General features: G+C 62.9%; 22 protein-coding genes and 3 pseudogenes. 6 read left to right on the top strand and 19 right to left on the bottom strand.

What is annotated here, in order from left to right; translation table 11 throughout:
• Positions 1-5 precede the first annotated feature (5 nt).
• From yihA to JT720_RS13685, 6 genes and pseudogenes are all read right to left on the bottom strand, one after another.
• A complete protein-coding gene (gene yihA / locus JT720_RS00810; protein ID WP_205478588.1) occupies positions 6-647 on the bottom strand; it encodes a ribosome biogenesis GTP-binding protein YihA/YsxC in 642 nt (213 codons plus the stop codon).
• Positions 644-2,353 carry a membrane protein insertase YidC gene (gene yidC / locus JT720_RS00805; protein WP_205478587.1) on the bottom strand — a complete coding sequence of 570 codons (1,710 nt, stop codon included), beginning with the start codon at positions 2,351-2,353 and terminating at the stop codon, positions 644-646. Before yidC ends, yihA begins: the two co-directional genes overlap by 4 nt.
• 21 nt (positions 2,354-2,374) lie before the next feature.
• The gene (gene yidD / locus JT720_RS00800; RefSeq protein ID WP_205478584.1) at positions 2,375-2,587 is read right to left on the bottom strand and encodes a membrane protein insertion efficiency factor YidD; all 213 of its coding nucleotides are present in this window, start codon (positions 2,585-2,587) and stop codon (positions 2,375-2,377) included.
• Positions 2,584-2,895: pseudogene (rnpA, locus tag JT720_RS00795) on the bottom strand (ribonuclease P protein component); the annotation flags it as partial. The gene yidD and the pseudogene rnpA, both read right to left, overlap by 4 nt.
• A gap of 11 nt (positions 2,896-2,906) precedes the next feature.
• On the bottom strand, positions 2,907-3,041 hold the full coding sequence (gene rpmH / locus JT720_RS00790; RefSeq protein WP_029942004.1) for a 50S ribosomal protein L34: 135 nt from the start codon (positions 3,039-3,041) through the stop codon (positions 2,907-2,909).
• A 90-nt stretch (positions 3,042-3,131) separates the two neighbouring features.
• Positions 3,132-3,566, bottom strand: a complete 435-nt coding sequence (locus tag JT720_RS13685) for a hypothetical protein (protein ID WP_237219596.1) — start codon at positions 3,564-3,566, stop codon at positions 3,132-3,134.
• Positions 3,567-3,702: 136 nt separating this feature from the next.
• Between JT720_RS13685 and JT720_RS00780 the strand changes: the two are divergent.
• Positions 3,703-4,350: pseudogene (locus JT720_RS00780) on the top strand (magnesium chelatase domain-containing protein); the annotation flags it as partial.
• A 178-nt stretch (positions 4,351-4,528) separates the two neighbouring features.
• Here the strand turns inward: JT720_RS00780 and JT720_RS00775 are convergent.
• The 4 genes from JT720_RS00775 to JT720_RS00760 all read right to left on the bottom strand — a co-directional run bounded on the left by JT720_RS00775 (position 4,529) and on the right by JT720_RS00760 (position 7,919).
• On the bottom strand, positions 4,529-5,071 hold the full coding sequence (locus tag JT720_RS00775; RefSeq protein ID WP_205478580.1) for a hypothetical protein: 543 nt from the start codon (positions 5,069-5,071) through the stop codon (positions 4,529-4,531).
• Positions 5,072-5,509: 438 nt separating this feature from the next.
• A complete protein-coding gene (locus JT720_RS00770) occupies positions 5,510-6,331 on the bottom strand; it encodes an Eco29kI family restriction endonuclease (RefSeq protein ID WP_205478579.1) in 822 nt (273 codons plus the stop codon).
• Positions 6,331-7,506 (bottom strand): DNA cytosine methyltransferase, encoded by a 1,176-nt coding sequence (locus JT720_RS00765; protein WP_205478578.1) that lies wholly within the window; start codon positions 7,504-7,506, stop codon positions 6,331-6,333. The genes JT720_RS00770 and JT720_RS00765 overlap by 1 nt, the downstream gene beginning before the upstream one ends.
• The gene (locus JT720_RS00760; protein ID WP_272873159.1) at positions 7,503-7,919 is read right to left on the bottom strand and encodes a very short patch repair endonuclease; all 417 of its coding nucleotides are present in this window, start codon (positions 7,917-7,919) and stop codon (positions 7,503-7,505) included. The genes JT720_RS00765 and JT720_RS00760 overlap by 4 nt, the downstream gene beginning before the upstream one ends.
• Positions 7,920-8,295: 376 nt before the next feature.
• Between JT720_RS00760 and JT720_RS00755 the strand changes: the two genes are divergently transcribed.
• Complete coding sequence (locus tag JT720_RS00755; RefSeq protein ID WP_205478571.1) at positions 8,296-8,511, top strand: hypothetical protein; 216 nt, start codon at positions 8,296-8,298, stop codon at positions 8,509-8,511.
• Positions 8,512-8,571: 60 nt separating this feature from the next.
• Positions 8,572-9,039: a helix-turn-helix domain-containing protein gene (locus tag JT720_RS00750; RefSeq protein WP_205478569.1), complete on the top strand. Its 468-nt coding sequence runs from the start codon at positions 8,572-8,574 to the stop codon at positions 9,037-9,039.
• A 1,345-nt stretch (positions 9,040-10,384) separates the two neighbouring features.
• On the opposite strand, the gene JT720_RS00745 is transcribed toward JT720_RS00750, so the two are convergent.
• From JT720_RS00745 to JT720_RS14095, 4 genes are all read right to left on the bottom strand, one after another.
• Entirely contained in the window at positions 10,385-10,930 is a 546-nt protein-coding gene (locus JT720_RS00745) for a hypothetical protein (RefSeq protein WP_205478568.1), read from the bottom strand.
• Between the two features lie 63 nt (positions 10,931-10,993).
• Positions 10,994-11,470, bottom strand: a complete 477-nt coding sequence (gene gvpU, locus JT720_RS00740) for a gas vesicle accessory protein GvpU (protein ID WP_205478567.1) — start codon at positions 11,468-11,470, stop codon at positions 10,994-10,996.
• Between the two features lie 30 nt (positions 11,471-11,500).
• Positions 11,501-12,004 (bottom strand): RES family NAD+ phosphorylase, encoded by a 504-nt coding sequence (locus JT720_RS14195; protein ID WP_205504657.1) that lies wholly within the window; start codon positions 12,002-12,004, stop codon positions 11,501-11,503.
• A 712-nt stretch (positions 12,005-12,716) separates the two neighbouring features.
• Positions 12,717-13,391, bottom strand: a complete 675-nt coding sequence (locus tag JT720_RS14095; protein WP_205478564.1) for a recombinase family protein — start codon at positions 13,389-13,391, stop codon at positions 12,717-12,719.
• Positions 13,392-13,495: 104 nt separating this feature from the next.
• Here JT720_RS14095 and JT720_RS00720 point away from each other — a divergent pair, with 104 nt between their 5' ends.
• Positions 13,496-13,846, top strand: coding sequence for a hypothetical protein (locus tag JT720_RS00720; RefSeq protein WP_205478562.1), 351 nt, complete (start codon positions 13,496-13,498; stop codon positions 13,844-13,846).
• A gap of 1,843 nt (positions 13,847-15,689) precedes the next feature.
• Here the strand turns inward: JT720_RS00720 and JT720_RS00715 are convergent.
• Positions 15,690-16,397: a hypothetical protein gene (locus JT720_RS00715; protein ID WP_205478560.1), complete on the bottom strand. Its 708-nt coding sequence runs from the start codon at positions 16,395-16,397 to the stop codon at positions 15,690-15,692.
• 339 nt (positions 16,398-16,736) lie between these two features.
• Positions 16,737-18,314 carry a recombinase family protein gene (locus tag JT720_RS00710; RefSeq protein ID WP_205478559.1) on the bottom strand — a complete coding sequence of 526 codons (1,578 nt, stop codon included), beginning with the start codon at positions 18,312-18,314 and terminating at the stop codon, positions 16,737-16,739.
• A 72-nt stretch (positions 18,315-18,386) separates the two neighbouring features.
• Between JT720_RS00710 and JT720_RS00705 the strand changes: the two are divergent.
• Both JT720_RS00705 and JT720_RS00700 read left to right on the top strand, forming a co-directional pair.
• Positions 18,387-19,259: pseudogene (locus tag JT720_RS00705) on the top strand (YifB family Mg chelatase-like AAA ATPase); the annotation flags it as partial.
• 243 nt (positions 19,260-19,502) lie between these two features.
• Complete coding sequence (locus tag JT720_RS00700; protein ID WP_205478557.1) at positions 19,503-20,162, top strand: hypothetical protein; 660 nt, start codon at positions 19,503-19,505, stop codon at positions 20,160-20,162.
• Positions 20,163-20,273: 111 nt separating this feature from the next.
• Here JT720_RS00700 and JT720_RS00695 read toward each other — a convergent pair whose 3' ends face one another.
• The 3 genes from JT720_RS00695 to JT720_RS00685 all read right to left on the bottom strand — a co-directional run bounded on the left by JT720_RS00695 (position 20,274) and on the right by JT720_RS00685 (position 23,934).
• Complete coding sequence (locus JT720_RS00695) at positions 20,274-20,684, bottom strand: PilZ domain-containing protein (protein ID WP_205478555.1); 411 nt, start codon at positions 20,682-20,684, stop codon at positions 20,274-20,276.
• A gap of 263 nt (positions 20,685-20,947) precedes the next feature.
• The gene (gene acs, locus JT720_RS00690; RefSeq protein ID WP_205478553.1) at positions 20,948-22,876 is read right to left on the bottom strand and encodes an acetate--CoA ligase; all 1,929 of its coding nucleotides are present in this window, start codon (positions 22,874-22,876) and stop codon (positions 20,948-20,950) included.
• Positions 22,873-23,934, bottom strand: coding sequence for an NAD(P)-dependent alcohol dehydrogenase (locus JT720_RS00685; RefSeq protein WP_205478551.1), 1,062 nt, complete (start codon positions 23,932-23,934; stop codon positions 22,873-22,875). Before JT720_RS00685 ends, acs begins: the two co-directional genes overlap by 4 nt.
• Between the last annotated feature and the right edge of the window lie 11 nt (positions 23,935-23,945).

Here is a 23,945-nt window from a genome sequence, read left to right as displayed (position 1 = left end):
AGTTCCTAACTGAAGGCCGCGTCCAGGATTGCGGTTCGCAACTCGGCTAGACCGCTGCCGGTTTCGCTGGAAGTGGCGACGAGCAAGGGATGTGCGGCAGGGCGTTTCATGGTCTCCTCGACCGTTGCCGCGATCGTGGTGTCGAGCGCGGTCGGCTTGACCTTGTCGGCCTTCGTGAGGACGACATGGTAACTGACCGCTGCAGCGTCGAGCATGTCCATGACGTCGCGATCGACCGGCTTCACGCCATGACGCGAGTCGATCAGGATCAGGGCGCGCTTTAGCACCTGCCGACCGCGAAGGTAGTCGTTCACGAGGAAGCGCCAGCGCTTCACCAGGTCCTTGGGGGCCTCCGCGAAGCCATAGCCGGGCATGTCGACAAGGCGCAGCGCGAGCGGCTCGCCCACGTCGAAGAAGTTGAGCTCCTGAGTCCGGCCCGGCGTATTCGACGTGCGGGCAAGAGCCTTGCGGTTGGTCAGCGCATTCAGCAGCGACGACTTGCCGACGTTCGACCGCCCGGCGAAGGCAATCTCCGGAACGGTCGGGTCCGGCAGAAACTGAAGGCCCGGGGCGGACTTCAGGAAGGCGATCGGCCCCGCAAAGAGCTTTCGTGCCCGTTCGGCAGGGTCGATCGCATCGTCCGTCATTTCGCTACCGCCGGCTTCCCCGCTGCACGCTCCGCATCATACTTCCAGTAGAGGAACTTCTGCTGGGCGATGCCCAGGAGGTTGGACACCACCCAGTAGAGCTGCAGGCCGGCGGCGAACGGCGCCATGGCGAACATCATCACCCATGGCATGATCGAGAAGACCTGCTTCTGGACCGGGTCCATCGGAGCGGGGTTCAGCCTGAACTGCAGCCACATGGTGATACCGAGCAGGATCGGCAGCACACCGATCGCCAGCAGACCCGGTGGTGTGAACGGGAGCAGGCCGAACAGGTTGACGGGGGTCAGCGGGTCCGGCGCTGCGAGATCCTTGATCCACAGGTAGAACGGCTGGTGCCGCATTTCGACAGTCACGGTCAGCACTTTGTAGAGTGCGTAGAAGACCGGAATCTGGATCAGGATCGGCAGGCAGCCCGCGGCCGGATTGATCTTCTCGCGCTTGTAAAGGTCCAGCATTTCCTGCTGCAGCCGGACACGGTCGTCCTTGTGCCGCTCCTGGATCTCCTTGAGCTTCGGCTGCACGACCCGCATCGCGGCCATCGAGCGGAACTGCTTGTCGAAGATTGGGTACATGATCGCCCTGACGATCACGACCAGCGCGATGATCGCCAGGCCGAAGTTGCCGACGGCGTGGAACAGCCACAGCAGAAGGGTGAAGATCGGGCGCATGAACCATTCGAACCAGCCCCAGTCGATCGACTTGGACAGCTTGGTGATGCCGGCCGTTTCGTAGCGGTCCAGCCACTCCTTTTCCTTTGCGCCGGCAAAGAGCCGCGTCTCGGATGTCACCGCCTCGCCGGGTGCTACGATCGACGGCTGCAGGGCATAGTCCGCCTGGAAGCCGCCCGCGGGAGAGCGGCGGAAGGTGGCATTCAGAGGCGTCTCTCCAGTCGGTGCAAGCGCCGTCAGCCAATATTTGTCGGTGAAGCCGAGCCAGCCGCCAGTGCTGGCGAAGTTCTGACCCGCCGCGTCCAGCGCATCGTAGTCGATGTCGTAATTTGCAGCGCCGTTGAAGAAGCCCATCGGCCCGACGTGGTGGGTCCACGCGTCGGGATCATTCGACTTGCTCGCGCGGCTCACGAAGCCATAGGGCCGGACGGCGACCGCTCCGGCCCCCGCGTTCGCGACTCGCTGCCGGACGGTGAAGAGGTATCCGTCGTCGACCGATATAATCAGCTCGAACCTCTGGCCGGTGGCGTTGGCCCAGCTGAGGGTGACCGGCTTGCCGGGGCTGAGAACGGATGCGCTCGCCTGCCAGACGGTAGAGGCGCTCGGTAACTCGGTGCCTTGGCCGGTCCAACCGAAGCTGGCGAAATAGGCTCCCGGAGCCCCGCCCGGGGAAAGGAGGCGGATGGGGGGCGAGTTGCGGCGCAGATCCTGGGTATGCCGCACCAGGGTGAGGTCATCGATGCGTGCGCCCTGCAGGTTCAGCGAACCTTGCAGTGACGGCGTTTCGATCCGCACCCGGGGCGTGGAGCCCAGAACCGCGGAGCGGCTGCGCAGGGCCGGGGGCGAGTCGGCAGTCGGATCCGCCTGCGGCTTAGGCAGCGGCTGGACCTTGGCATCCTTGACCTGGGTGCTCGGCGGATTGGCCGTGGGGAGGAAGCGATCGGACAGAAAGCTCCATCCCAGCAGCACAAGGGCCGACAGGACGATCGCGAGGATCATGTTGCGCGTTTCGTTCACTGGTCGACGATCCTCTTGAACTTACGGAACCGGGTCATGGCCCTGGCCGCCCCAAGGGTGGCAACGGGCGATACGCTTTGCGGCAAGCCAGCTGCCGCGGAGCGCCCCATAGCGCGTCCATGCGGTGATCGCATAGGCGGAGCATGACGGCTGATAGCGACAGCTGGGCGGGATAATGCGGGAGGGGCCCACCTGCCATCCACGGGCGAGCAGGATGAGAGCGCGGGAAATCACCGAGTGGCTTTCCCAAGCGCCTTGGCGAGCTCGCTTCGGAGCAAGCCGAAGTCCCGCTCAACCCCGCCGGCGCGGCCGATCAGCACGTGGTCGGCGCCGGGTACGCCCTCTGCTGCCACGAGCTCTCTTGCCAGGGCCCGGAAGCGGCGCTTCATGCGGTTGCGCACCACGGCACCGCCGATCCTGCGGGTAACGGTAAAGCCGACCCGCTTGGCGTCGCTGCCGTCACGCCGATCGCGCACGAGCAGGATAAAACCGGGCATGGGAACGCGCCGGCCAGCGTTGGCCGCCAGGAAGTCGGCGCGCTTACGTAAAGTGACTAGGCGCTCAGCTTCTTGCGGCCGCGCGCACGGCGGGCGGCCAGCACCTTGCGGCCGCCGACCGTCGCCGAGCGGCTGCGGAACCCGTGCCGCCGCTTGCGGACCAGATTGCTCGGCTGAAAGGTGCGCTTCATCGCTCATTGCCTCTAAATCGAAAGAAAAAGGGCCGCCGTCACCGGGCAGCCGCTCGTTGGCCGGGCCGTTACGTGAGGGAGCGGCGAAAGTCAACGCCGAGGTGATTGGCCTGCGGCCTCTGCCGGACGGATTTCCGCAGGGGTGGGATCGACCGGCGCGGCTTCGAACCCGCTATGCGGCATCGGGTCGTCCATGCGCTCGACGCAATGCGCCGGCGGAGCGTCCGCCATGTCCTTTTCCTTGGCCAGAGCCACACGCCGCTTCGCGCTGGGACGGCGCAGCCCCCAATCGGCCCATGCTCCCGCCCTAGGTTGCCAGCGCTTGAACTGGACGTACTTGCGCTTGGCCCACTCGCTGTTCTTGAGGCAGAGCGCGAGTCCTGCGGCAAAGAAAAAAATTCCGCCGGGACCCGGAAAGACTGCGACCGCGGGAGTCAAGGCCATCAGCAGCATGCCGAGCACGAACAGGCTGGTCCGCACGGGGCGCCAAGCGAAAAAGGCGCGGACTTGGTCCCGGGTCAGCATGGCGGTGATGTAGGCTGGCAACACGGGGCCAACAAGGAGAGCGCCCGATTGCGGTTCGTTTGAGCGCCGCCTATCCAGCCGGGGCCGAGCTAGGGGGATGAGTGTTTGCGTACCAATTGACGGGGGGTCGCGGCTGATGGTCGCGATCGTGTCCACCGTCGCCTATCTGGGGCTGGAGGCGCGCGCCGTGGAAGTGCAGGTCCAGCTGTCCACCAACGTGCCGGCCTTCATCATCGTCGGGTTGCCCGACAAGGCGGTCGCCGAGAGCCGCGAGCGAGTCCGGGCCGCGCTGGCGGCGATCGGGCTGGCGTTGCCGCCCAAGCGGATCACAGTCAACCTGTCGCCGGCCGACCTGCCAAAAGAGGGGTCGCACTTCGACCTGCCGATCGCGCTTGGGCTGTTGGCGGCGATCGGGGCGTGCGATGCCGAGACACTGGCGCACTATGTCGCGGTGGGCGAGCTGGGGCTGGACGGGCGGATCGCGCCGAGCCCCGGCGTGCTGCTCGCCGCGCTGCATGCGTCGGAAGCGGGCAAGGGGCTGATCTGCCCCGCCGCGCAGGGGTCCGAAGCGGCCTGGGCGGGCGATGTCGAGGTCCTGGCCGCGTCCGACCTGCTGGCACTGCTGGCACATCTTAAGGGCACGACCCTGCTGCGCACGCCAGAGCCGGGCGAGGCGGAGCCGGCGGTGGGCGGGCCGGACCTGCGGCAGGTGAAGGGGCAGGAGACCGCCAAGCGCGCGCTGGAGATCGCCGCGGCGGGCGGGCACAACCTGCTCCCTTGCGGATCTTCAAGACCCTGAGTCCGAAGCTGGTCTCGCACCCTCAGCGGCGAGTGCTTCGAAAAACAGTCTGCACGAGCACCACGCTAAGAGAATGGCACCAGGCGATGGCCGCTCGCTTGAACAGGTGCAGGATGTTCGTGATCGGCCGGGCTTATCGATTCCAGCAGAGACCTTATGACGTTCAGTCGAACGGATCGGTCCCCGACACCTGAACGCCCGATCGAAACACATAGGGCTTCCCTTTGCGAAGCGTGCGCAGAAGATCATGAGTGTTCAGTCCAATCCGAGGGGGGTCGTTCGGACTGACGATCAACTTCTTGAAATGAACCCACTCTCCGTTCTGACACTGCCCCTTTGGGGCGTCACCGCCGTTTAGGTCGAAGGAAGCGAAAAAGAGTTCGTTGTCGGACGTGCACCGGAAGATGTGGATCTCACTCGTCATTGATCTTGAAATGGCGTCTAACGTCGCGCGCAGTCCAACCGATAGAACCACTGCCACGTCAGGCTTAGGGTTAGTTCGCGGAGGCACGTTGTAAACGACTTGGAGGGTCTCGCCCCGCGCAGCGTAGGTTGACCCGCTGTGGCTGGTGGCAAGCAGCCTGCCACCATAGGGATCCTTCTCAATGGTCGAAACCAAGGCAGAGAACTCGTCCATGTAATCACTCACGCCGGATAGACGTTCGCTGATTTCATTGATCGCATGCTCAGAAACTACCACTCTCATTTCTTGAACACTCCCGCCCAAATCTTCTGAGCTTGCTCCACCGTAACCGCGCCACTCGGCTGACCATGCTGGATCGCGGTTCGGACCTGCTCAGCCAGCTGGTCAAGTCCCTTCTCTCGGATAAGGGCCTTGCAGTGATCGTCGTCTAGGTGACGTAAGAGTGCGCGATGGTCGAGATAGTCACCCAGATGATACAGGAATCCAAGCAGGCCGACCAAAACGAGTAACCAGAAGGATTGCGAGTCCCTGAGAGCGGCCCAAACGGTCATCGCTCCCCGTTGATCAAGCGCGGTCGCAACTCTGCTGCCTAGCACTCCAACCACAATCGAGAGAACGATCGAATATGCCGCTCTACCAGTGGGCGAACGATAGATCTGGGACAACACTTTCTTGAAGCCCATGCTCCCCCCAAAACACAATGAGCCTGAACAACGAAACCTAGAACTGCTTTAGTTCGTTGATGAAGCTGTCCAACACTTCGCTCAAGCTATGAAAGACCTTTGTCTTCGTGAAGTGCTGCTCTAACTGGGCGTAGAGCTGCTCCGGCGACCTCGCATCCTGCAAGCTCGCATCCGCAGCCCACTTCCGACCTGGATGCAGCGTGTCCCACGGCGAGCGGCGATTGCCTCTCGTAGTAGCCGCATCTCCGTGCTTGCCGAGTCCGTAGACAAGGTTTGTTTCGCTGTTCCAGATCGGCTCGAAAAGGTGGATCAGGTAGTCCTCTGCCGCAGTTTCGAAGCCGCTTTGAACCGCCAAGGTACGACAGCTGAAATCTTCGAGGTTGAGGTTTTCTGCCTTTTCGATGTTCTTCCGATGATCGTTCAGACGACCGGCCAACTTCTCGCCCTGCTCCATGGGGTTACGGGCCCTTGGGTTATCGGGCGCGGCCTGTCCGACATAGATAGGCGTCTCAGTCTCTCGAAGTGGCTCGTAGGGCGGATAGTCGCCCCGATAGTAGATCGCGTACACGCCTGAGCCGTAAAATCGCCCAAGATCCCCTAGCTGCACGGTTGGCTGAGCAACTAGGGCAAGAGCAACGAACCGGCCGACTACCCGGGGGTCTGTCGGGTCGAACACTGAGGTAGGCTGTTTCACCCTGTCGAGATCACGGCGGGCCTCAGTAAGAGCCGCCATGATCGCCGCTAATTCTTCGTCTAGTCGCTTCCGGGCGTAAGCGCTTAGGTCTTCCTGACGCGCCGTCTGCAGCAACTTGAACAGGTCCGCTTTCAAGCGAACGATCGGATGTGGCGGTTTGGCCATTAGGCGCTCTGAAGGTGAGTAGCCACGTCCCTTGCCACTACTGCCGCCAGTTGCACCGGCACTGCGTTGCCCAACTGGCGCATTGTCTCGCTCCACGACCCGTGGAACTTGTACTTATCCGGAAAGGTCTGCAGCCGAGCACTTTCACGCACGGTGAAGTAACGTACGGAGCCGTCGGGTCTAAGGAGCATATTCTCTCCACCAGGAACGCCGTGCACTCCAGCCTTTAGAGTCTTGGCAGGCTCATCCAGAGGGCTTCCGGTGTGCCCTGGGTAGCTTCGCGCGCCCGCTTGGAAGCGGTGGTTCAGCAGCTCCGCAGCAACTTCTGGGTTTAGCTCAGGATCGGGCAGACCGGCGAGGGCCTCCCGCACGGTGCGCCAAGGCTTCCTAGACGTGCCTTCCGGCAAGCCTCCGAAGGTTCGCTGCAGCACCTTAGCGCGGGCCTCATGGCGCGGGTTGATCACTCTGTCGCGCGTGGCAACCTTGTTCCGCTCCCAATAGGCGCCGGTTACCACCTGATCCCAGATCAGCGCGTCAAGGCTGTGCGTCTGATCGGGGAAGTTCCACTCTATGCCGAGATCGGCCCTGAAGCCGACGAAGAACACGCGCTCGCGCCTCTGCGGGACCCCGAAGTTGGCAGCGTTCTGCAGGCGCATCACGAGGCGGTACTCTGGTTCCTTTCCGGAGGTGTGATGCCGCTCCAAGCGGCTGAGGTGGTCCGCCCAATCCTCATCTTCCTTTCGGTCCAATGAGGGGTACTGCATCTGCAACTGGATGTACGAGACATAACTCGCGAAGGTGTCCCGAAGGAGCCCCTTCACGTTCTCGAAGATGAAGACGCGAGGTTGCGTTTCTCGGACGGCCCGCACGGCCTCCGACCAGAGGTCCCGCGAGTCCTTGTGCGCCCGGTGCTTGCCGCCGAGGGAAAACGGCTGGCAGGGCGGACCGCCGGAGACTAGGTCCACCTGTCCATGATGGGGGCTGAAGTCCACGTGACGGACGTCGCCGTGCACGACGGGCCAGCCTTTCACGATACCAAGCCGCCGTTGCTGGTTCTCTCGGATCGTCTCCACGCAATAGTCGTCCCACTCGACGACCTTGGCGGGGTGGAAGCCTGCTTCGCTTGCCCCGATGCCGAGCCCGCCTGCACCAGCGAACAGCTCGATAGACCTCATGATCCCCCCAGAAACTCGTGCACCAGCTGCTCCACCTGATCCGAGTCAGTAAGCTGGCACTCCCATAGCTCTAGCACTCGCCATCCGGCGGACAATAGGGCCTCACGATTTCGTACATCGCGGACCCGATTGGCCTCTAGCTTGGGTACCCAGAAGTCCCGGCGAGACTTGGGCAGGCGCGCTAAGCGACACTCAGGGTCGGGGTGCCGGTGCCAGAAGCACCCATGAACGAAGATCACCGCCTTGCGACTGGCGAACACAAGGTCAGGCCTCCCCGGGAGGCTTCTCGCGTGGAGGCGGTAACGATAGCCCAAGCGGTGAACCAGACGGCGCACCTTCAGCTCCGCACCGGTGTCCTTGTGGCGCACCTTGGACATGCGCTGGCTGCGTTCAGTTGGGCTCAGCGTGTCCATCATGCTTACCGCACACAAAAAGAGGGCAGAGGGAAGGCACTACTTCATGAACAAGCATCGCTGGCGGTTCTGAGAGCCTCTGCAGGGAGGCTTGTTCAGGTCAGAAGCCCTCCCTTTATCATCAGGATCGCTCTGGAGCTTCTGGGTGAAGGTTTGTACCTTTGCACGCGAAAGAGCCAATAGGAGCAGGAGTTCAATGGCTCACTTGAAAGGTAAGCCGCGCCGAGCTCGAAACACCGGCTGGATATCACTCCCTGACGGCAGCCTTGTCCGGGTGATCTTATTGGATGGGATGTCCAGTGATGGCTCCTGGGTAGACCAAGACGCAACTTGGCTGGCCGAACATGCTAGCGATTCCGGGGTCAGCGGCCAGAGAATGGCACGTTGGCGGGAAGAGGTGCGGATCAGCGCCGCGCAGCTTGAGAAAGGCAACGGGAGAATGCGTGCCCTGGTGGAGCGCTCAGGACGCGACTCGACTCCAGTATTCGTTGCCGAACTGGAGCGGCGCAAAGACGGTCGGTTGCAGATGGTCAGCCGCTGGGACGACGGCTTCATCCCGGATTTGCTGGCGGGCTGGGGCGTGTGCCGGTGACCGCAAGATGGAAGTACCAAAGGAGTTGAACTGTTGCGAGAAGTTGCAGGAAGAGCGGGAATGACACTGGCGGCCGGTCTTAAGGCTGACGAGCAAGCCGCCGATCTTAAGATTGGCCAGAGCATCAAACAGTTGAGGATCCGAAGGGGCTGGACACAAGAGGTCTTAGCCGCTCGGGCCGGTTTGACGCAGCCCACGATCGGACGGTACGAAGCTGGTGAGCGCGGCGCCTCGGCACTGAGAAACTTGGCCAAGGTCGCTGAGGCGCTTGGCGTTTCTCTCGAAAGCCTCCTTGCTCAAGAAGACGGTAGAGCGGAAGCCCTGCGGGAACCCCTGCTCCCAAAGGAAGCGGCTCGCGCTCTCGTTCTACATGTCGCTGAGGCATTCGGTGTCACGGTGAATGAAGGCGATGCTCGACTGGTGAAGCTGACCTCACAGCTTCAGCAGTTCTGGGCACTGGCGGATGCTCCCGAAGTGGAACGAGACTTCACGCTGTTCTTTCATCAGATGAGAGCCGCTAAGTTCTGACGTAGGTCAACGGAGGGTTCTACGCTCCAACTAATGGGTGTTCCCAAGCCTATAGGTGAGTTGCGAACAGAGGAGGGGTGCCACTCGCCGCGCCGTTGGGTCAGCGTGCCTAGCTCATTCAGCGCTCTGGCGATTGCCGGAAGGATCTGTGGCCCTTTCATCCTGCATATGCCGGACCACACGGGCAATCTGGCAGGCATGTGCGTCCGCTTCCTTCATCGGCCTTTATAGCCCCGCCAGCGCCTTTGCCAGCGTTCCGGATCGCAGTGGCCAGTCTCGGGCTGCCCATCATCACCTTCCAGACCCACCGGCAGCTCGGCCGGCCCCGGTACTCTGGCTGATAAGGTAGCTCTAAGCCTTCGCTTCCGCTAACTTAATCAGATCGTCGCGCTTATCTTCGAATCTAAGTCCGGAGCGCCCCTGTGAGTACGGTTCGTAAGGCCGGTAGTTGCTCGACGTGTGCGTGGCCCTGACGGCTCAGGCAGAACCTGCAGTCACTAAGCTGCCTTTCGTCGTGTCAAGAACATAACTGAGCACAGAACAACAGCGGCGACAGTTCCCCAGAGCAACAAGGAACCATACAACTCGACTGCTGCGTAGTTCTCTTCCATGCTCAAGATGAGATGCCTAGTCGCGTCATCGCTCACGTCGACATTGCCGCTCACAGCGAGAGATTCTGCTTTCCGTAGTGGCAGATAGTGGCTCAAGTACAGCCCGCCAACGACCGCGTACTACGCAGCGATCAAGGCCAAGCCAAACCTGAGCCCGTTGCGTTGCGAATCCATTTTGTGCCCCCAACAGTGGTGCGTTACTTCATTGATCGTAAGATCTAGGTGATGCAAGAGCACATCTACAATCGCGGACCGCTGTAATTCTAAGCTTCCGTTCCCTTAAGGAGCGAGGGCGAAGGCTCGGTTGCGCCCGGAATGCGGGAGCTTGTCTATGCGAGGGGGAGTTGGTCCCAGCATCCACCAGGTAAGGAAGTCCCGCTTTTCTCCCGTTGGGGACTTCAAGACCCCGCAGGCAAGCATAGCAGTTAGGCGCTAGTTCCGAAGAACTGATGCGGCTCGCCACCCCGGAACAGGTGTAGGCTCAAGTCAGCCGTGTACTTGGCAACCTCACTCGGAGTTGCAGCGCGAGTGCTGAACCCACTTCCGATTCCCGAGGCGCTGCTCGCATCAAGAAACCGCTGGAGATCGCCCGAGTCAGTCGGGTCGCAAATCACCCATGGGTGCCCGTTGTTGTCTATTGTCGTGATAGCCATGCTGGTCTCATATTGCGGCGGGGAGCCGAAACAAGTTCCCTTGCAGAACTTCAATACCCCCGGGGTCGGTCCTAGTGAAGCCTAGTAGCCCACGACAGCAAGGCGATATGGCATCCTGATGCGATCATGCCTGTAGAGTGCATCAGCGATCGCCACAGCCTTGTCGTAGTCCGCACTGTTGATGATCTTGCCCGTCTTTGTGTTGCGATACTTGTAGTTGTTCGCCAACGCTAAAATGAGTGTGTCGACGTCGACCATCACCATCGCTTGGACAAGGTCCTTGTAGACGGCGTTTCCCTGAGCTCCGCGTCCCGCTTCAACCTCAAGGCCGCAACGCCACTCGGGCTGAAACGCGTCTACCTGGTATTCGAGGTTTGGCTTGCCGTTCTCTCCGAAGAAGACAGGCCGTCTTATCTTCTCAGCGTTTGTTTTCCCAACCTCAACTTGAAAGCCGAGTTTCTGCAGCCCCGGACAGAGTTGCGCCAACACGGCATTACTCTCTAGTCCCTTCTCTAAGGAGATCGTGCAAATTGACTGCTCATGCGCTCGGAAGACGTCGATCACGTCGTAGATGAAGGCTGCTGGAGGTTCGGTTCGCGGGAACGTTGTAAATCTGATATTGGACATCAGGGTAGTTCAGCACAGCAGTTCAGTTCAGACCAGAGCGCTCCTGACCCGCTCGTTGCGTGCTTACTCACCGCGAGGGGAGAGAAGGCCAAGAGTGAACCCGTCGACAGAATTAATGCGACCGCGCCAAAGGACGCCTTCGCCGTTGGGCAGGCTTCCACCACCTGGCGTGAAGACATAGGCCGACTTGAGGTGGATAAAAGAAGCTGGAGGAAGGATCCAATCCTCGGCAGCATCGTCTGGCCTGTCGTATATTCGACCGAGGTCACTGAAACTGTCGGCAATGGTCTGCATGACTTCGTTATTGCCGCCGTCTACTTCTCGGACCACGGCGCTCAACTTCTCGAAATACTTCTTCCCGTTGATCAATATGCCTGACACCGTTGTGCCGCCAACCATCAGCGTGAGCCCTAGCTCTAGCCCAGCGTTGGCGTACTCAACGAGCGTCTGGAGGAACCAATCTTCACTCGGTGAGGCCGACGGCGGCTCAGCCGTTAATGTCGCATCTACCGGTTGCACGTCTTCTTTGGACTCGGTCATGACTGCTCCAAGCGGCGGCTGGCCTCTACGTTATACCCCGAGAGGGTTTGCATCGCTGATGGTTTCAAATGGATCCTGAACCTCGATAGTGCAGGTGCCGAGCACCGCATCCTCCGTGAAGATTGCCAGAGCAGTCCCACTTGGGTCGTATTTCGAGGGATATAGGATACTGCTAGCCTTCCGCTGAATAGCGTCATCACCGCAGCGCCAACTGGCGCAGTCTGGAACCTCATCAGCGGATGATAGCGCGGCTCGCCAATCACACTCCCACTGCTGCCAATCTTCTGACCACCCTGCTAAATCGCCTGTAATATCGATGACTCGCTTCAAACGGTAACGCACGGGGATGAGGACGAGCGGCGTATGTTCCTCGCTCGCGTAGTACTCCTGCACAGCTGTGAGAGGGCTTCGTCCAAGGTACAAAGCGCTGGTGCCTTTTCGATTGAAGCGCCCCGCGTGCTCGCGGGCACCTCTCGGGCTCAGTGCTCGAGCGTGATACCTTAGGGAGACTGCTCTGTAAGCAACCCCAGACATTTCTGGATGTACGACCAAGGGATAGAACTACAACCTAGCCTTGAGACCCGTATCGGAGTTCATCCAAACGGGCGAGTACAGTGGTCGCTTTTCCAGCCTTCACCAACTCGAGGGCAGTTTGCTTGCTTCCCGCGAAGTTTTCGGATCGCAAGAACTTCTCCGCTCTCTCGGTGGTTGGAAAGAGATCTGAGGCGCTGCTGGCAATGTGCCGAAGGACCTCTCGAGCGATATTGACCTTGAGAGGCTTGCCGGGAGGCGCTCCTAGATTCTTCGCGAGGTCACGAGGGTCACCCTCGATGGCAGGCATCCGCTTCGGAACGATGCTTCGGGCTTTCGAAGCCACAGCTACCCGGCCAGCGGGCTCACTGACAAAGGCAACGGTTCGGATCGTGCCGGGCTTGCGGCTTACGAACAGGTTTCGAGTCCCTCGCTCGGTTATTCCACGTAAGGTGACGCCAAGCTCAGCAGTACTTCCTGTAGTTCGGTCGCCTTTCATGATGACGAACGTCGACTGGACTGGATGCCCTAGGGTTCCACCCCTACCGTGGCCCTTGTCGCTTGACCGCCTCTCGCGTGTCTTCTCAGCTTCCATAGGGCCTACATAATCCGAAAAGAGTTCATGCCAAGTTGCACGACCGTACCAGAACGTTGCTGGACCTGATAGTGACCTCGCCGCCCATGTGCAGGTGGAAAAAAGCAGGGCCCACGCTAATTACGTCCCCAGCCGTGCAAGCAAGTTCCGCACGGAGGAGGGGTGCCACCTGCCGCCCCTTGGAGTGCTGATGTGGCGGTCGTTGAGTGCCTTTGCGATCGCGGGCAGAGACGTACAACCTTCCAACTGTAACTGGCGGATGATGCAGGCGCGTTCTTCAGCGTGTCGATCCGCTGCGCTCTGGAGCGCCGTAACAGCGGCTTTGTTGCCGTTAGCGGTGCGCCGAAGGGCCGCGGCACCATTGGGGTTCCCCAACTTCGTTCCGCGCTCCTTCGCGGCCTGCAGAGCCGCCCTCGTGCGGGCTGAGATCGCTTCCCGCTCTTGCTGAGCAACCAAGGCTAGGATACCGACCGTGAGGTTTGAGGCTTCCGGCATATCGGCGGCGACGAACTTGGCCCCGCTGTCCTGCAGTTGAAGCAGGAAGGCCGCGTTGCGACTGAGCCGATCCAGCTTGGCGATCACCAGCGTTGCGCCGGTCACCTTTGCGTGGTGCAGCGCCTTCGTCAGCTCAGGACGGTCATTGCGTTTCCCACTCTCCACTTCCGTGTACTCGGTAAGCAGCTCGCAGCTCCTACCCTTGCAGAAAGCCTCCACGGCGCTCCTCTGAGCCTCCAGGCCAAGCCCTGAGCGGCCCTGAGCTGCAGTCGACACACGATAGTAGGCAACGACCTTCACGCTTGAACTCCTTACAGAACGGCGTAAAGAGGGTTAGGCGATCTTGTAAGACCTTGCAAGACATCTTCTAGTGTGCAGCTTTGCTCGGACAGGGGAGGCAGATAATGGTCAGAGCGGTTTTCGGCGCGGTAGCGGCGCTAAGCTTCGTGGTGTCTGCTTGCGGAAGCTCCGAGGCGGAGAGGTTCGACGAAGACGTCGAGAAGGGTGGAGAAACCTATTCCGAGTACGATGCGCGGCGTGACAGCCTCGACGGTGAGGCGGGCAGCGTGGACGGGTACGGTTGCACAGAGGACTGCAGCGGTCACGAAGCTGGTCGCGCGTGGGCTGAAGAGCACGACATCAACGACCCGGACGATTGCGGCGGCACCAGCTGGTCCTTCGAGGAGGGCTGCCGTTCCGCAGCGGGCGATCCTGAAGACGAGTACGATCCCGTAGATGACTACGGGCATCTCTGAGTGGAAGCGAGGCAGGCCCCCTATGGGGGACCTGCTGACGTTCGCTGGCGTATATGCCGCCTCGGATTTTTGTACCAAAACCAACGGGCCTCAGGGGCTACAATAGACAGACCTGAGGTTTGCCGTTGAGGCTTTCACAACCCGCAGTAATCTGCCGTTTTCTGATGCTTTAGCGTCCCGTTTGACCGTCTCGGTTATCAACCCACCTGAGCCGGTCAGCGGGACGCTAAGCCATCAATGCCGACGCTTGTGCACGGGCTCATAATCAGGCCCGAAGATGCCAAGAGTTGCGAGGCTACTGGCGAACGCTTCGTCCGTCATCGACGCGCCCGGGTTCCAGCCGTTCCACTCCGCCAGGGCAAGCGCCCGGGGGAACGTGAGCGCGTAGACGGGCCGTCGGGGGTTCCGGCTGTTCCATGGGCCGATCTGTCCAGCGTAGGAGCGTCGGAGTAGCCAGCGGTGGAGGAGGTCCTGTGTTCTGGTGTCTGTGGTGGCGGTGCCCCTATGGGCCCGTTTGCGACACGCTGGGGAGCAGAAGCGGGAAGTAGAGCGCGGGGCTCGGTAAGTAGCAGCGCATTGCTCGCAGGTGCGCTCACGGCCCGCAGGACGCCGGGCCGGGGTCGTGGCCGGAGCCACGGTGTTGATCATTGGTCTGTCTGTCTCTTGGTTGCTGTCTCGGAAGGGGAACCCCCTCCCCGGAGACAGAACAGGGAGGGGGTAGCTTGTTAGCGTTTGTACAGGGCGGTCCGCTCGCGGTGTCGGCGCACAAACTCAGCTAACGTGATCGACGTGCCGTCGCGCATCGGTAGAAGCCGAGGTGCTGTGGGACGACCGTACACCCGAAGCGAGTGCGCGAAGAACTCCCGGCGAGCGCAGCTGCGGCACTTGCCCGGAAAGAAGTTGGCGGGCCCCGGCGGCAGCATCCCGGTCGGTGGAACCGACTCTCCGCAGCCCTTGCACGTCTTGTCGCCGGACAGGGCCCAGAGCCTCTGCAGCTCAGACATAGCTCCATCCCATCCTTCGTCAGTGGTGATCCGGACATCGCCTTCGCCCCGGAGACGGGAGGCGAGCTGCTTCAGCTGCGCCATGGCTTGCTCTTGCGACTGCGTCGGCTTGCCAGACCACCGCTTCCGCAGCTTGCATTCGCGGGTGACTATGATCCCACAGGGCTTGCACCGGGACTTTCGGGCGCCGCTTGGGACCACGTAGAAGAGGTCGAGAGGGAGGACCTCACGGCAGCGGCTGCACCGCTTGGTGCCCTCAGGCACCCCTTCGTACGGCTTCAGGCGCTTGGCGGTATCCCGCTGGGTCGCTCGATACTCCCGGGAGATCGCTCTAGCCTCTCGTTCCCGGTGGAGCCGGTCGGCATGAGCGTTCTGCCAGGGCGCCCTTTGGGCACGTCGGGTAGCTATGCTCTCGGCCTTGAGGCGCTCCTCGTAACTGAGGACAGGTTCCTGCATCGTCTGCTCCGGTTGGCTGTTGTGCTAGGCATTGCGGGTGATTGCCCTGTGCGAGGTGCGGGACCGCTTGGCCGGCACGTCACCTACCATTTGGATTGGTAGGTGCACTTCTGAGAGCGTCTGCACAGCCCCTGAAAGGCCGACTGAGAGTGCGGGCGGCGCTGGGTGGACGGTGACAGCCTTCGATCCGGTAACGGGCTGGCGAGGCTTCTCATGGACCGGCTCGCCAAGGTCTACCCGCACCATACCTCCCGGGAGAGCCGTGAAGGTCTCCCGGTGGCGTTCGGCGTAGGCAGGTGAGCTGGGACTGTAGGGGTCCGGAGGGTCTGCCTTCAGAAGCCGGAGGAGCCCGTTGCGAGCCCTCCGGTTCTGCATGCAGTACATCAGCCCAGATTGGACCGCTTGAAGCGGAACTTGGCTTCAGCCAGCCGCTGGACCTCAGCGTCGCGGGCCATCTTCTCAGCGAGGGCGTCGGCTTCCTTCGCCCGCGACAGCTGATCACGGACCGCCCGGTACTGAGCGATGTCCTTCTGGATCGCCTCCTCGCGCAGCTTCGCTCCCTCGTGGCCGGTCAGGAGGTTGTACTGGTGGCGGATTTCTTGGAGGCGCGTCTGGTACCCGCTGCGCTGGTCGCCCTGCACGGCCTTGTGCGGAGTGGGGACCATCTCGCCCGTGACCGGGTCTTCAACCATCCGGTCCTCATCTAGGAGCGCCTGAATGCGGCTGACCTCCTCGCTGAGCAGGCGGACCTGGTTCGCGATCTGCACGTCTACGCGCTGGGTGTGGGTAGCTCCTTCGCCGAGCCCAGCCATGACGCGGTAGTTGCGGGAGTTGGCTCGCAGCACCTCGGCGATGAGCCCGGGAGTGGCTTCCTCGCGCTCGCTCAGCGGGACTAGGGCCAGCTTGGCCTCCACCTCTTGCCGCAGGGCGGGTGAGAGGCCGCTGAGGAGCGGCAGGGTGAGCCGCACGTCGCCGTCGGCTTGGGCCGAACTTGGCGCGTCGAGCGGGTCATACGTTGAGAAGTGCTCGGCAAGTTCTGCGTCGGTCGGCTCTGGGGCCGCGCTAGGCGCAGTTGTGGTGTTGTCTGTCACGTGGGTTCCTTCTGCTATGGGGTGCGCTTGCGGCGCTGCTAAGGTCTCGACAAGGAGGCCTATGTACCGGCTGCTAACCGGGACTGGGTGCGACGACCCACAGCTCCACCCCTGCCAGTGCAGAAGCCGAGGGTCGTCGCAGGGACCTCAACCTTGCCCCGGGATCAAACGGGGCAGGGGAGGTCACCGAGGTGAACCGTAAAGTCGTACAGGTGCGGGAGTAGGACGCCGAAGCGGAGGTGCTGCCTTTAGGGGTTCCCTTAATATATACTCCCTCTCCAATGGTCGGGGGTAATCGTTTCAGGGGGGTGAGGCTCGCCAGTGCCCCACCCCTCAACCTCATTCCACCCAAGCGTACACCAGCTCAGCTTCGCCACCCTGGCGCCACTGAAAGCGCAACCGGCCGGTTGTGTAGTCGACCACAACTCCGGCGAAGCTAAGCTTCAGGGCGGCGTTGACCGTGGTGCGGTCCTCCCGACGCTCCTGATCTTCTAGGAGATCGTGAAGCTCAGCCAGCCGGGTGACGATGAGGCACCGGTCGGCCATCGCCTTGCGCTCCTCAAGTTCGACGAGGGCCGTTCTCATCGTGCGTAGCTCCGCTTCAACCTTCGCAACGGATCTCGCAGCCGCTACCGACGGGGCCCGCTCAAGGGCACCCGTGAGGTCCGCTAGGTGGTCTTCAGTTCCCGCAATCGCCGCGTCCAGGTCGTCGTGCTGCGCGTTGAGGGCTCCCGAAGGGTCGTCTGCAGGAACGTTTGCGAAGAGCCACCCCCATCCGCTGAGCAACGCCTCCTCGGTCAGCCTCACGTCTACTGAGACGTAACGACAGCCAGCCCGCGTCTTCGCGGCGCTACAGACCAGCTTCGGAAGGCCACCCTTCTTGGCGGAGCCCTTGTTCACGCGAACCATGGCTCCATTGCAGAGCGGGCACCGTGCAAGCCCTGCAAAGAAGTGAGCCACGGGCCTGCCTGAGTGACGGCCCCGAGCGGCGGTCGTCCGCCCATCTTTCAGGGTGCGCACAGCTAGCCAGTCGGCTTGCGAGACTACCGAAGGGAACGCCCCCTCGACGGGTTCTGGGTCCTTAACGTGGCTACGCTGCTCGCCAGCGTACTCGATGTGCCCGGGGATGAGCCTGCCGATCACGGCGGGATTGCGTAGAACCTTGCACACTGTCGAGCGGTGCCATTGCTTGCCCTTCCCTAGAACAGGTACGCCGTCCTCATTGAACAGCTTCGCGATGGCGTGCTCACCCATGCCGTTCAGAGTTAGCGAGAAGATACGGCGGACAGTTCCGGCCTTCACCTCATCCTCACGCCACCAGCCGTCCTGAGTAGGCACCAGCCAAGAGGGGCCGCGTTTGGTGAGCCGTTGCTTTGGGTTTGCACGGACCTTGCGGCGCTTCTCGGCCCAAGCGTCAGCCACTCGGCGCCCCTTAGTCTTGCTCTCCTCGTGGGCCCGCCATGAAACCATGAGGGCGATCAGGAGAGCCGTGGGATCGTTGTCGAGGCGCTCCGCCGTATAGTGCTGATCGTCAGAGAGCGTGACGATGGTGACGCCATTGTCCACGATGTCATCGATCAGTCGCTGCGCCTTGCGGGGCGCCATACGGCTGATGCGGTCCAAGCTCTCGACTAGGAGGAACGAGCCCTCCTCTATCAGCCCACGTCGGCAGGCCTCCAAAAAGCGGCTGAGACCCCCGTCTAGTGCGTTGCCGCCTCTGTAAGCCGATACGCCCTCGTCAACGATGCGCAGGCTTAGGTCGACTTGATAGCCGTGCCTTGCTGCCCATTTCTCTGCGGCTTCAGCTTGGCGACGATTGCTGTCCCCCTTGGCCTGCTCTGGCGTCGACCAGCGGGCGTAGCTGTAGACCTTTGGCGCGGGCAGTTTGCTGGCGGTTTCGATACGTTCCTGAAGCATGGTTCCTCCGAGTGCCGACGGTTCCCCCGCCAGTGGTCGGGGGCAATCGCGGTCCTCCAAGTTCCCTACGGGCTGATGAGTGGGCCGCCGGGCGCGGGCAAGTCGCTGCTGGCCTCGTGCCTGCCGGGGATCCTGCCGCCGCTGAGCCCGGGCGAGGCGCTGGAGGTGTCGATGGTGGCAAGCGTCGCGGGGCAGCTGGAGGGCGGCCGGATGACGCGGCGGCGGCCGTTCCGATCGCCGCACCACAGCGCGTCCATGCCGGCGCTGGTCGGCGGCGGGCTGAAGGTGCGGCCGGGGGAGATCAGCATGGCGCACCTGGGCGTGCTGTTCCTGGACGAGCTGCCGGAGTTCCAGCGGACGGTGCTCGACTCGCTGCGCCAGCCCCTGGAGACGGGGACGGTCAGCGTCGCCCGGGCGAACAGCCACGTGACCTTCCCCGCGCGGGTGCAGCTGATCGCGGCGATGAACCCTTGCCGCTGCGGGCACCTAGGTGACCCCGCGCTTGCCTGCAGTCGGGCACCCAAGTGTGCGGCGGACTATCAGGCCAAGGTGTCCGGCCCGATGCTCGATCGTATCGACCTCCATGTCGAGGTGCAGGGTGTGAGCGCGGCCGACCTGACGCTGCCGCCGCCGGCGGAGGGAAGCGCGGACGTGGCACAACGTGTTGCCGCGGCGCGGGAGCTGCAATCGCGGCGCTACAACGGACACGGACCGAGGACGAACGCCGAGGCGGACGGCGAGCTGCTCGACGCGGTCGCGACGCCCGACGAACCGGGGCGGAAGCTGCTGGCGGATGCTGCGGCCGCGATGCGGCTCAGCGCGCGCGGGTTCCACCGGGTGCTGCGCGTGTCCCGCACGATCGCGGACCTGGCCGGGGCGGAGCAGGTCGGGCGTCTGCATGTGGCGGAGGCGCTGAGCTACCGCCGGCAGCCGCCGCGGGCGTGAGTGCGCCAGTCATCTGCCCGATTCCACGCGGCTTTCCATCAACTTAGGGAGACTAACGTGAGCAGCCGGTTCAGGAATCTACGTCTCATCCCGGCGATCCTCGCCGTCCCATGCCTCTTCCCCTCTTCCGCACCCGCAAGCGTGCCGGATGGTCGTTGGAATTTGCAGGTGTCGGAGGGAGAGTGCCGGCTTGAGCGAACGTTCACGACTCCTGGCCAAGTTCGATTCAGCCTGGAAACCGACGTGGGGACCGACTCGTATTCGCTGTCCATCATGGCGGACAAGTTCAAGCGGGCTCAACTCCGTGTTCCGCAGGAGGCGGTTCTGAAGGTCGATGGCCGCACAGCAGCCAGCACCTACGTGGTGGTCTTCCCCTCGGAGAACTCTGCGCCTCCTTCTGCGAACCTGGCTGGGCTCTCGAACGAGGTCGTGGATGCCATCGGGGCGGGGCGCGAACTGTCGATTGCAGGTGACCTGGGCAAGTTCGGTCCCCTGCCACTTCCCCAAGCCAAGGAGGCAATCACGGCCTTCCGCCGTTGCGAGGCGGAGCAGCTGACCGAATGGGGAGCGGATCCCGCACAATTCACGCCCGGCGGACGCCGCCCACGGGTGGACCAGAGGCGAGACCTGATCCCGCAAGCCGAGCTTCGTCGCTTTCCGTTCCCAAAGGGGCCTGTCCAATTGGCTCACTATCTGGTGATCGACGCCGATGGTGTGGTGGAGCGTTGCAGCTCGGTTTCCGGATTGGAGAACAGCGACTTCGAGCGAGCGGTCTGCAATGCCGTTAAGGGTCGAAAGATCGGCGAACCGGCTCGGGACGCCACGGGCAAGGCAGTGCGCGGAGTGGTGACCTTTTATCCCGCACTCGTTCGGACGATGATCGTCAGGACGCAAGTCCTCTGAAAATAAGGCCGGGCGGAGCAGGTCGGGCGCTTCGAAGAGCGGCCGCGGTCAGCAACAGGCCTTAGCCACCGGAGTCCGAAGCCGGGCCAGAAGCTCTGCGTGATCCCGCGCTCACTCCGCCTGGAGCTTGCCCTCCAGCTTCAAGCGTCTGGCGAGCAGTTCGAAGACGGCAGGGTGGATCGGCCGGACAAATCGGAGGCCCGCGCGGAAGTTGGACCGCCACCGCAGTTTCGTCTCGAGCGGCTCCAGGCCCTCGAACCGAATCCACACAGACTCGTCCAGCCGGTACCGGTCGAGATCGTCGACGCCGCAGCCCTCCGGTGATACGTCATAGACCCTGACCCGGTAGGCTGTGCCATTCGGCCGCCGCATGTGGACGTCGGCGTTGACGAGAAGCCGCTCGAAACGACGCGTCTTCTGCAGGACGCCTGCTGCGCCCTCATCTCCGAAGAGCAGTCCGGCCCGGCCTTGATCCGACCATCGGACTTCCGCCTTCAGCATGCCGCGGTTCAGGACCGACACGCGCACGAACTCGCCGACCCGGAGCTACAGATCGCAAAGGATCCCGCACCCGTCGTAGGATAGGTTCTGCAACTGAAACGCGGAGGAGCTTCCATCCTCCCTCACGACGAAGCCGACCAACGCCACTGGTCTTCGTGCGCTCCTCGGCTGGAGTGAGGGAGGCACCTCCCTCTCCAGGCCCGTTGAGTGTCGCACCTGATCTTCCTTTCACACCTCAGTGAAGGCGTGACAGCGATCTTATGCTCGGATGGTTATAAATCTGCTTAAGCTTTGCGCCCGGCAACCAATTGCTCGACCACCCCCGGATCGGCCAGCGTGCTCGTGTCGCCGAGCGCGCCGAACTCGCCTTCCGCGATCTTGCGGAGGATGCGCCGCATGATCTTGCCGCTGCGGGTCTTGGGGAGGGCGGGGGCGAACTGGATGCGTTCGGGAATGGCAAGGGCGCCGATGTGCTTGCGCACCTCGGCGTTGATCTCGGCCTTGAGCGCGTCGCTGCCCTCCGTGCCGGCGTTGAGCGTGACAAAGGCTTGGATCGCCTGGCCCTTGATGTCGTGGGGCACGGCGACGACGGCCGCTTCGGCAACCTGCGCATGCTCCACGATGGCGCTTTCGACCTCCGCCGTGCCGACGCGGTGGCCGGAAACGTTGATCACGTCGTCGACCCGGCCGGTGATCCAGTAATAGCCGTCCTCGTCGCGGCGGCAGCCGTCGCCGGTGAAGTACATGCCGGGGTAGGCCGTGAAGTAGGTCTGGAAGAAGCGCTCGTGATCGCCCCAGACGGTGCGCATCTGGCCGGGCCATGAGCCCGCGAGGCAGAGGTTGCCGCTCGCTGCGCCTTGGAGTTCGCGATGATGTGCGTCGACCAGCACCGGTCGGATGCCAGGCAGCGGGAAAGTGGCGGAGCCGGGCTTCAGGTCCACCGCGCCGGGCAGGGGCGAGATGAGCGCACCGCCGGTCTCGGTCTGCCACCACGTGTCGACAATCGGGCAGCGGCCGTCGCCGACCACATGGTAGTACCACTCCCATGCTTCGGGGTTGATCGGCTCCCCGACGGTGCCGAGCAGGCGGAGCGAGGCGCGCGAGTGGCGTTTCACCGGCGCGTCGCCCTCCCGCATCAGGGCGCGGATGGCGGTGGGCGCGGTGTAGAAGATGGTGACGCCGAGCCGGTCGCACGTCTCCCAGAAGCGGCCGAAGTCGGGGTAGTTGGGGACACCGTCGAACATGACGCTGGTCGCGCCGTTCATCAGCGGACCGTAGACGACATAGGTGTGGCCGGTGATCCAGCCGACGTCGGCGGTGCACCAGAAGATGTCGCTGTCCTCGCAGCCGAAGATCCAGTCGAAGGTGGTCGCCGCCCAGACGCTGTATCCGCCCGTGGTGTGGACGACGCCCTTGGGCTTGCCGGTCGAGCCGGACGTGTAGAGGATGAAGAGGGGGTCCTCGGCGTCCATCACTTCGGGCTCGCACTTGACCGGCAGTCTGTCGCGCACGGCCGAGTAGGAGAGGTCACGACCCTCGACCATCGGTACGTCCGCGCCCGTACGCGTGACGACGATCATCGTCTCAATGCCTCGGCTCATGGCAAGCGCGGCGTCGACATTGGCCTTGAGCGGAATGGTCTTGCTGCCCCGCACGCCTTGATCGGCGGTGATGACGGCGCGGGCGCCGCAATCCTCGATACGGCCGGCAAGGCTCTCGGGAGAGAAGCCGCCGAAGACGACGCTGTGCACCGCGCCGATCCGGGCGCAGGCGAGCATGGCTGCGGCTGCCTCCGGGATCATCGGCATGTAGATCATGACCCGGTCGCCGCGGCCGATGCCCTGTTCCTTCAGCAGGTTGGCGAAGCGACAGGTCTCTTCGTGCAGCTCACGGTAGGTGAGGATGCGACCCTCACCCGGCTCGTCGCCTTCGAAGATGAGGGCGGTTCTGTGGCCGCGCTCCGCGAGGTGCCGGTCAAGGCAATTGACGGAGAGGTTCAGCTGCCCGTCGGCATACCAGCGGATGTGGAAGTCGTCCTTGTGGAATGACCAGTCACCGGCGTGGGTGGGCTCGCGGAACCAGTCGAGACGGACGGCCTGCTGCAGCCAGAAGACGTCCTCGCCGCAGTCAGCCAGGTGGCGTAGCGCCTTGAGTTCGTCCGGCCCGATCCGGGCCTTGAAATGCTCCGGGACCGGGTGGACGGCGTGGCTCATGCGGTCGCTTTCTCCAGCGTGTTCATGTCGATGACGAATCGGTAGCGGACGTCGTTCTTCAGCAGCCGGTCGTAGGCATGGTTGACCTCGTCCATGCGGATGAATTCGACCTCCGGATAGATGTCCTTGGCGGCGCAGAAGTCCAGCATCTCCTGCGTTTCGGGGATGCCGCCGATGGCCGAGCCGCCGACCGCGCGGTTCCACCAGACGAGGTTGCCACCGACGAAGCCCGGCATTTCGTTGAGCGCTCCGACGATCACCATCCGCCCCGACCGTCCGAGGAGCTGCAGGTAAGGATCGATCTCGTGGCTGACCGGAATGGTGTTGAGGATGAAATCGAAGCGCGTTCGAGCCGCCTTCATCTGCGTCTTGTCGGTCGAGATGATCACGTCGTGAGCGCCAAGCTCCCGCGCGTCCTCGCCCTTGCTGGGGGTGGTCGTGATCATCGTCACGTGCGCGCCCATGGCGGCGGCGAGCTTCACCCCCATGTGGCCCAGCCCGCCAAGGCCGACCACAGCGACCTTCGACCCGGTGCCGACATTGTACTGCCTAAGGGGAGAGTAGGTGGTGATGCCCGCGCACAGCAGCGGAGCGACGCGGCTGACGTCCATGCCGTCCGGCACCTTCAGGACGAAATGATCGCGGACCACGATGTGATCGGTGTAGCCGCCCTTGGTACCGGTCCCGTCGTGGTAGTCGACGCCGTTGTAGGTCTGGACGCACCCCTTGCGGCAGAATACCTCCCAGCCTTCCAGGCACTGGTCGCATTCCATGCAGCTGTCGACCATGCAGCCGACCGCGACCGTGTCGCCGACCCGGTGCCGGGTCACCTCGTCCCCGATGGCCGTCACCGTTCCGACGATCTCGTGGCCGGGGATGATGGGGTATTTGCTGTTGTTCCAGTCATTGCGGCAGGTGTGCAGGTCGCTGTGACAGATACCGGCATGGCTGATGCGGATCGCCACGTCGTTGGGACGAAGGTCGCGCCGATCGAACGTCATGGGCTTGAGCGGCTGGTCGGGCGCTTCGGTGCCCCAACCCGTTGCGGTCGTACCCATGATGTCTCTCC

It is taken from the genome of Sphingomonas arenae (assembly GCF_016924655.1).
GTDB classification, from domain to species: Bacteria; Pseudomonadota; Alphaproteobacteria; order Sphingomonadales; family Sphingomonadaceae; genus Sphingomicrobium; species Sphingomicrobium arenae.
The sequence above is the reverse complement of the archived record's forward strand: the minus strand, read 5'-3'. Positions and strand labels throughout refer to the sequence as shown.

Bases quoted from the DNA above. Each gene is read 5' to 3' on its own strand.
- JT720_RS13685 (WP_237219596.1), bottom strand. From the start codon at position 3,566: ATGCTGACCCGGGACCAAGTCCGCGCCTTTTTCGCTTGGCGCCCCGTG.
- JT720_RS00720 (WP_205478562.1), top strand. From the start codon at position 13,496: ATGGTCAGAGCGGTTTTCGGCGCGGTAGCGGCGCTAAGCTTCGTGGTG.
- JT720_RS14195 (WP_205504657.1), bottom strand. From the start codon at position 12,004: ATGTCTGGGGTTGCTTACAGAGCAGTCTCCCTAAGGTATCACGCTCGA.
- yihA (WP_205478588.1), bottom strand. From the start codon at position 647: ATGACGGACGATGCGATCGACCCTGCCGAACGGGCACGAAAGCTCTTT.
- JT720_RS00770 (WP_205478579.1), bottom strand. From the start codon at position 6,331: ATGGCCAAACCGCCACATCCGATCGTTCGCTTGAAAGCGGACCTGTTC.
- JT720_RS00755 (WP_205478571.1), top strand. From the start codon at position 8,296: ATGGCACGTTGGCGGGAAGAGGTGCGGATCAGCGCCGCGCAGCTTGAG.
- JT720_RS00765 (WP_205478578.1), bottom strand. From the start codon at position 7,506: ATGAGGTCTATCGAGCTGTTCGCTGGTGCAGGCGGGCTCGGCATCGGG.
- JT720_RS00685 (WP_205478551.1), bottom strand. From the start codon at position 23,934: ATGGGTACGACCGCAACGGGTTGGGGCACCGAAGCGCCCGACCAGCCG.
- acs (WP_205478553.1), bottom strand. From the start codon at position 22,876: ATGAGCCACGCCGTCCACCCGGTCCCGGAGCATTTCAAGGCCCGGATC.
- JT720_RS00760 (WP_272873159.1), bottom strand. From the start codon at position 7,919: ATGGACACGCTGAGCCCAACTGAACGCAGCCAGCGCATGTCCAAGGTG.
- JT720_RS00745 (WP_205478568.1), bottom strand. From the start codon at position 10,930: ATGTCCAATATCAGATTTACAACGTTCCCGCGAACCGAACCTCCAGCA.
- JT720_RS00750 (WP_205478569.1), top strand. From the start codon at position 8,572: ATGACACTGGCGGCCGGTCTTAAGGCTGACGAGCAAGCCGCCGATCTT.
- JT720_RS00775 (WP_205478580.1), bottom strand. From the start codon at position 5,071: ATGAGAGTGGTAGTTTCTGAGCATGCGATCAATGAAATCAGCGAACGT.
- rpmH (WP_029942004.1), bottom strand. From the start codon at position 3,041: ATGAAGCGCACCTTTCAGCCGAGCAATCTGGTCCGCAAGCGGCGGCAC.
- gvpU (WP_205478567.1), bottom strand. From the start codon at position 11,470: ATGACCGAGTCCAAAGAAGACGTGCAACCGGTAGATGCGACATTAACG.
- JT720_RS00710 (WP_205478559.1), bottom strand. From the start codon at position 18,314: ATGCTTCAGGAACGTATCGAAACCGCCAGCAAACTGCCCGCGCCAAAG.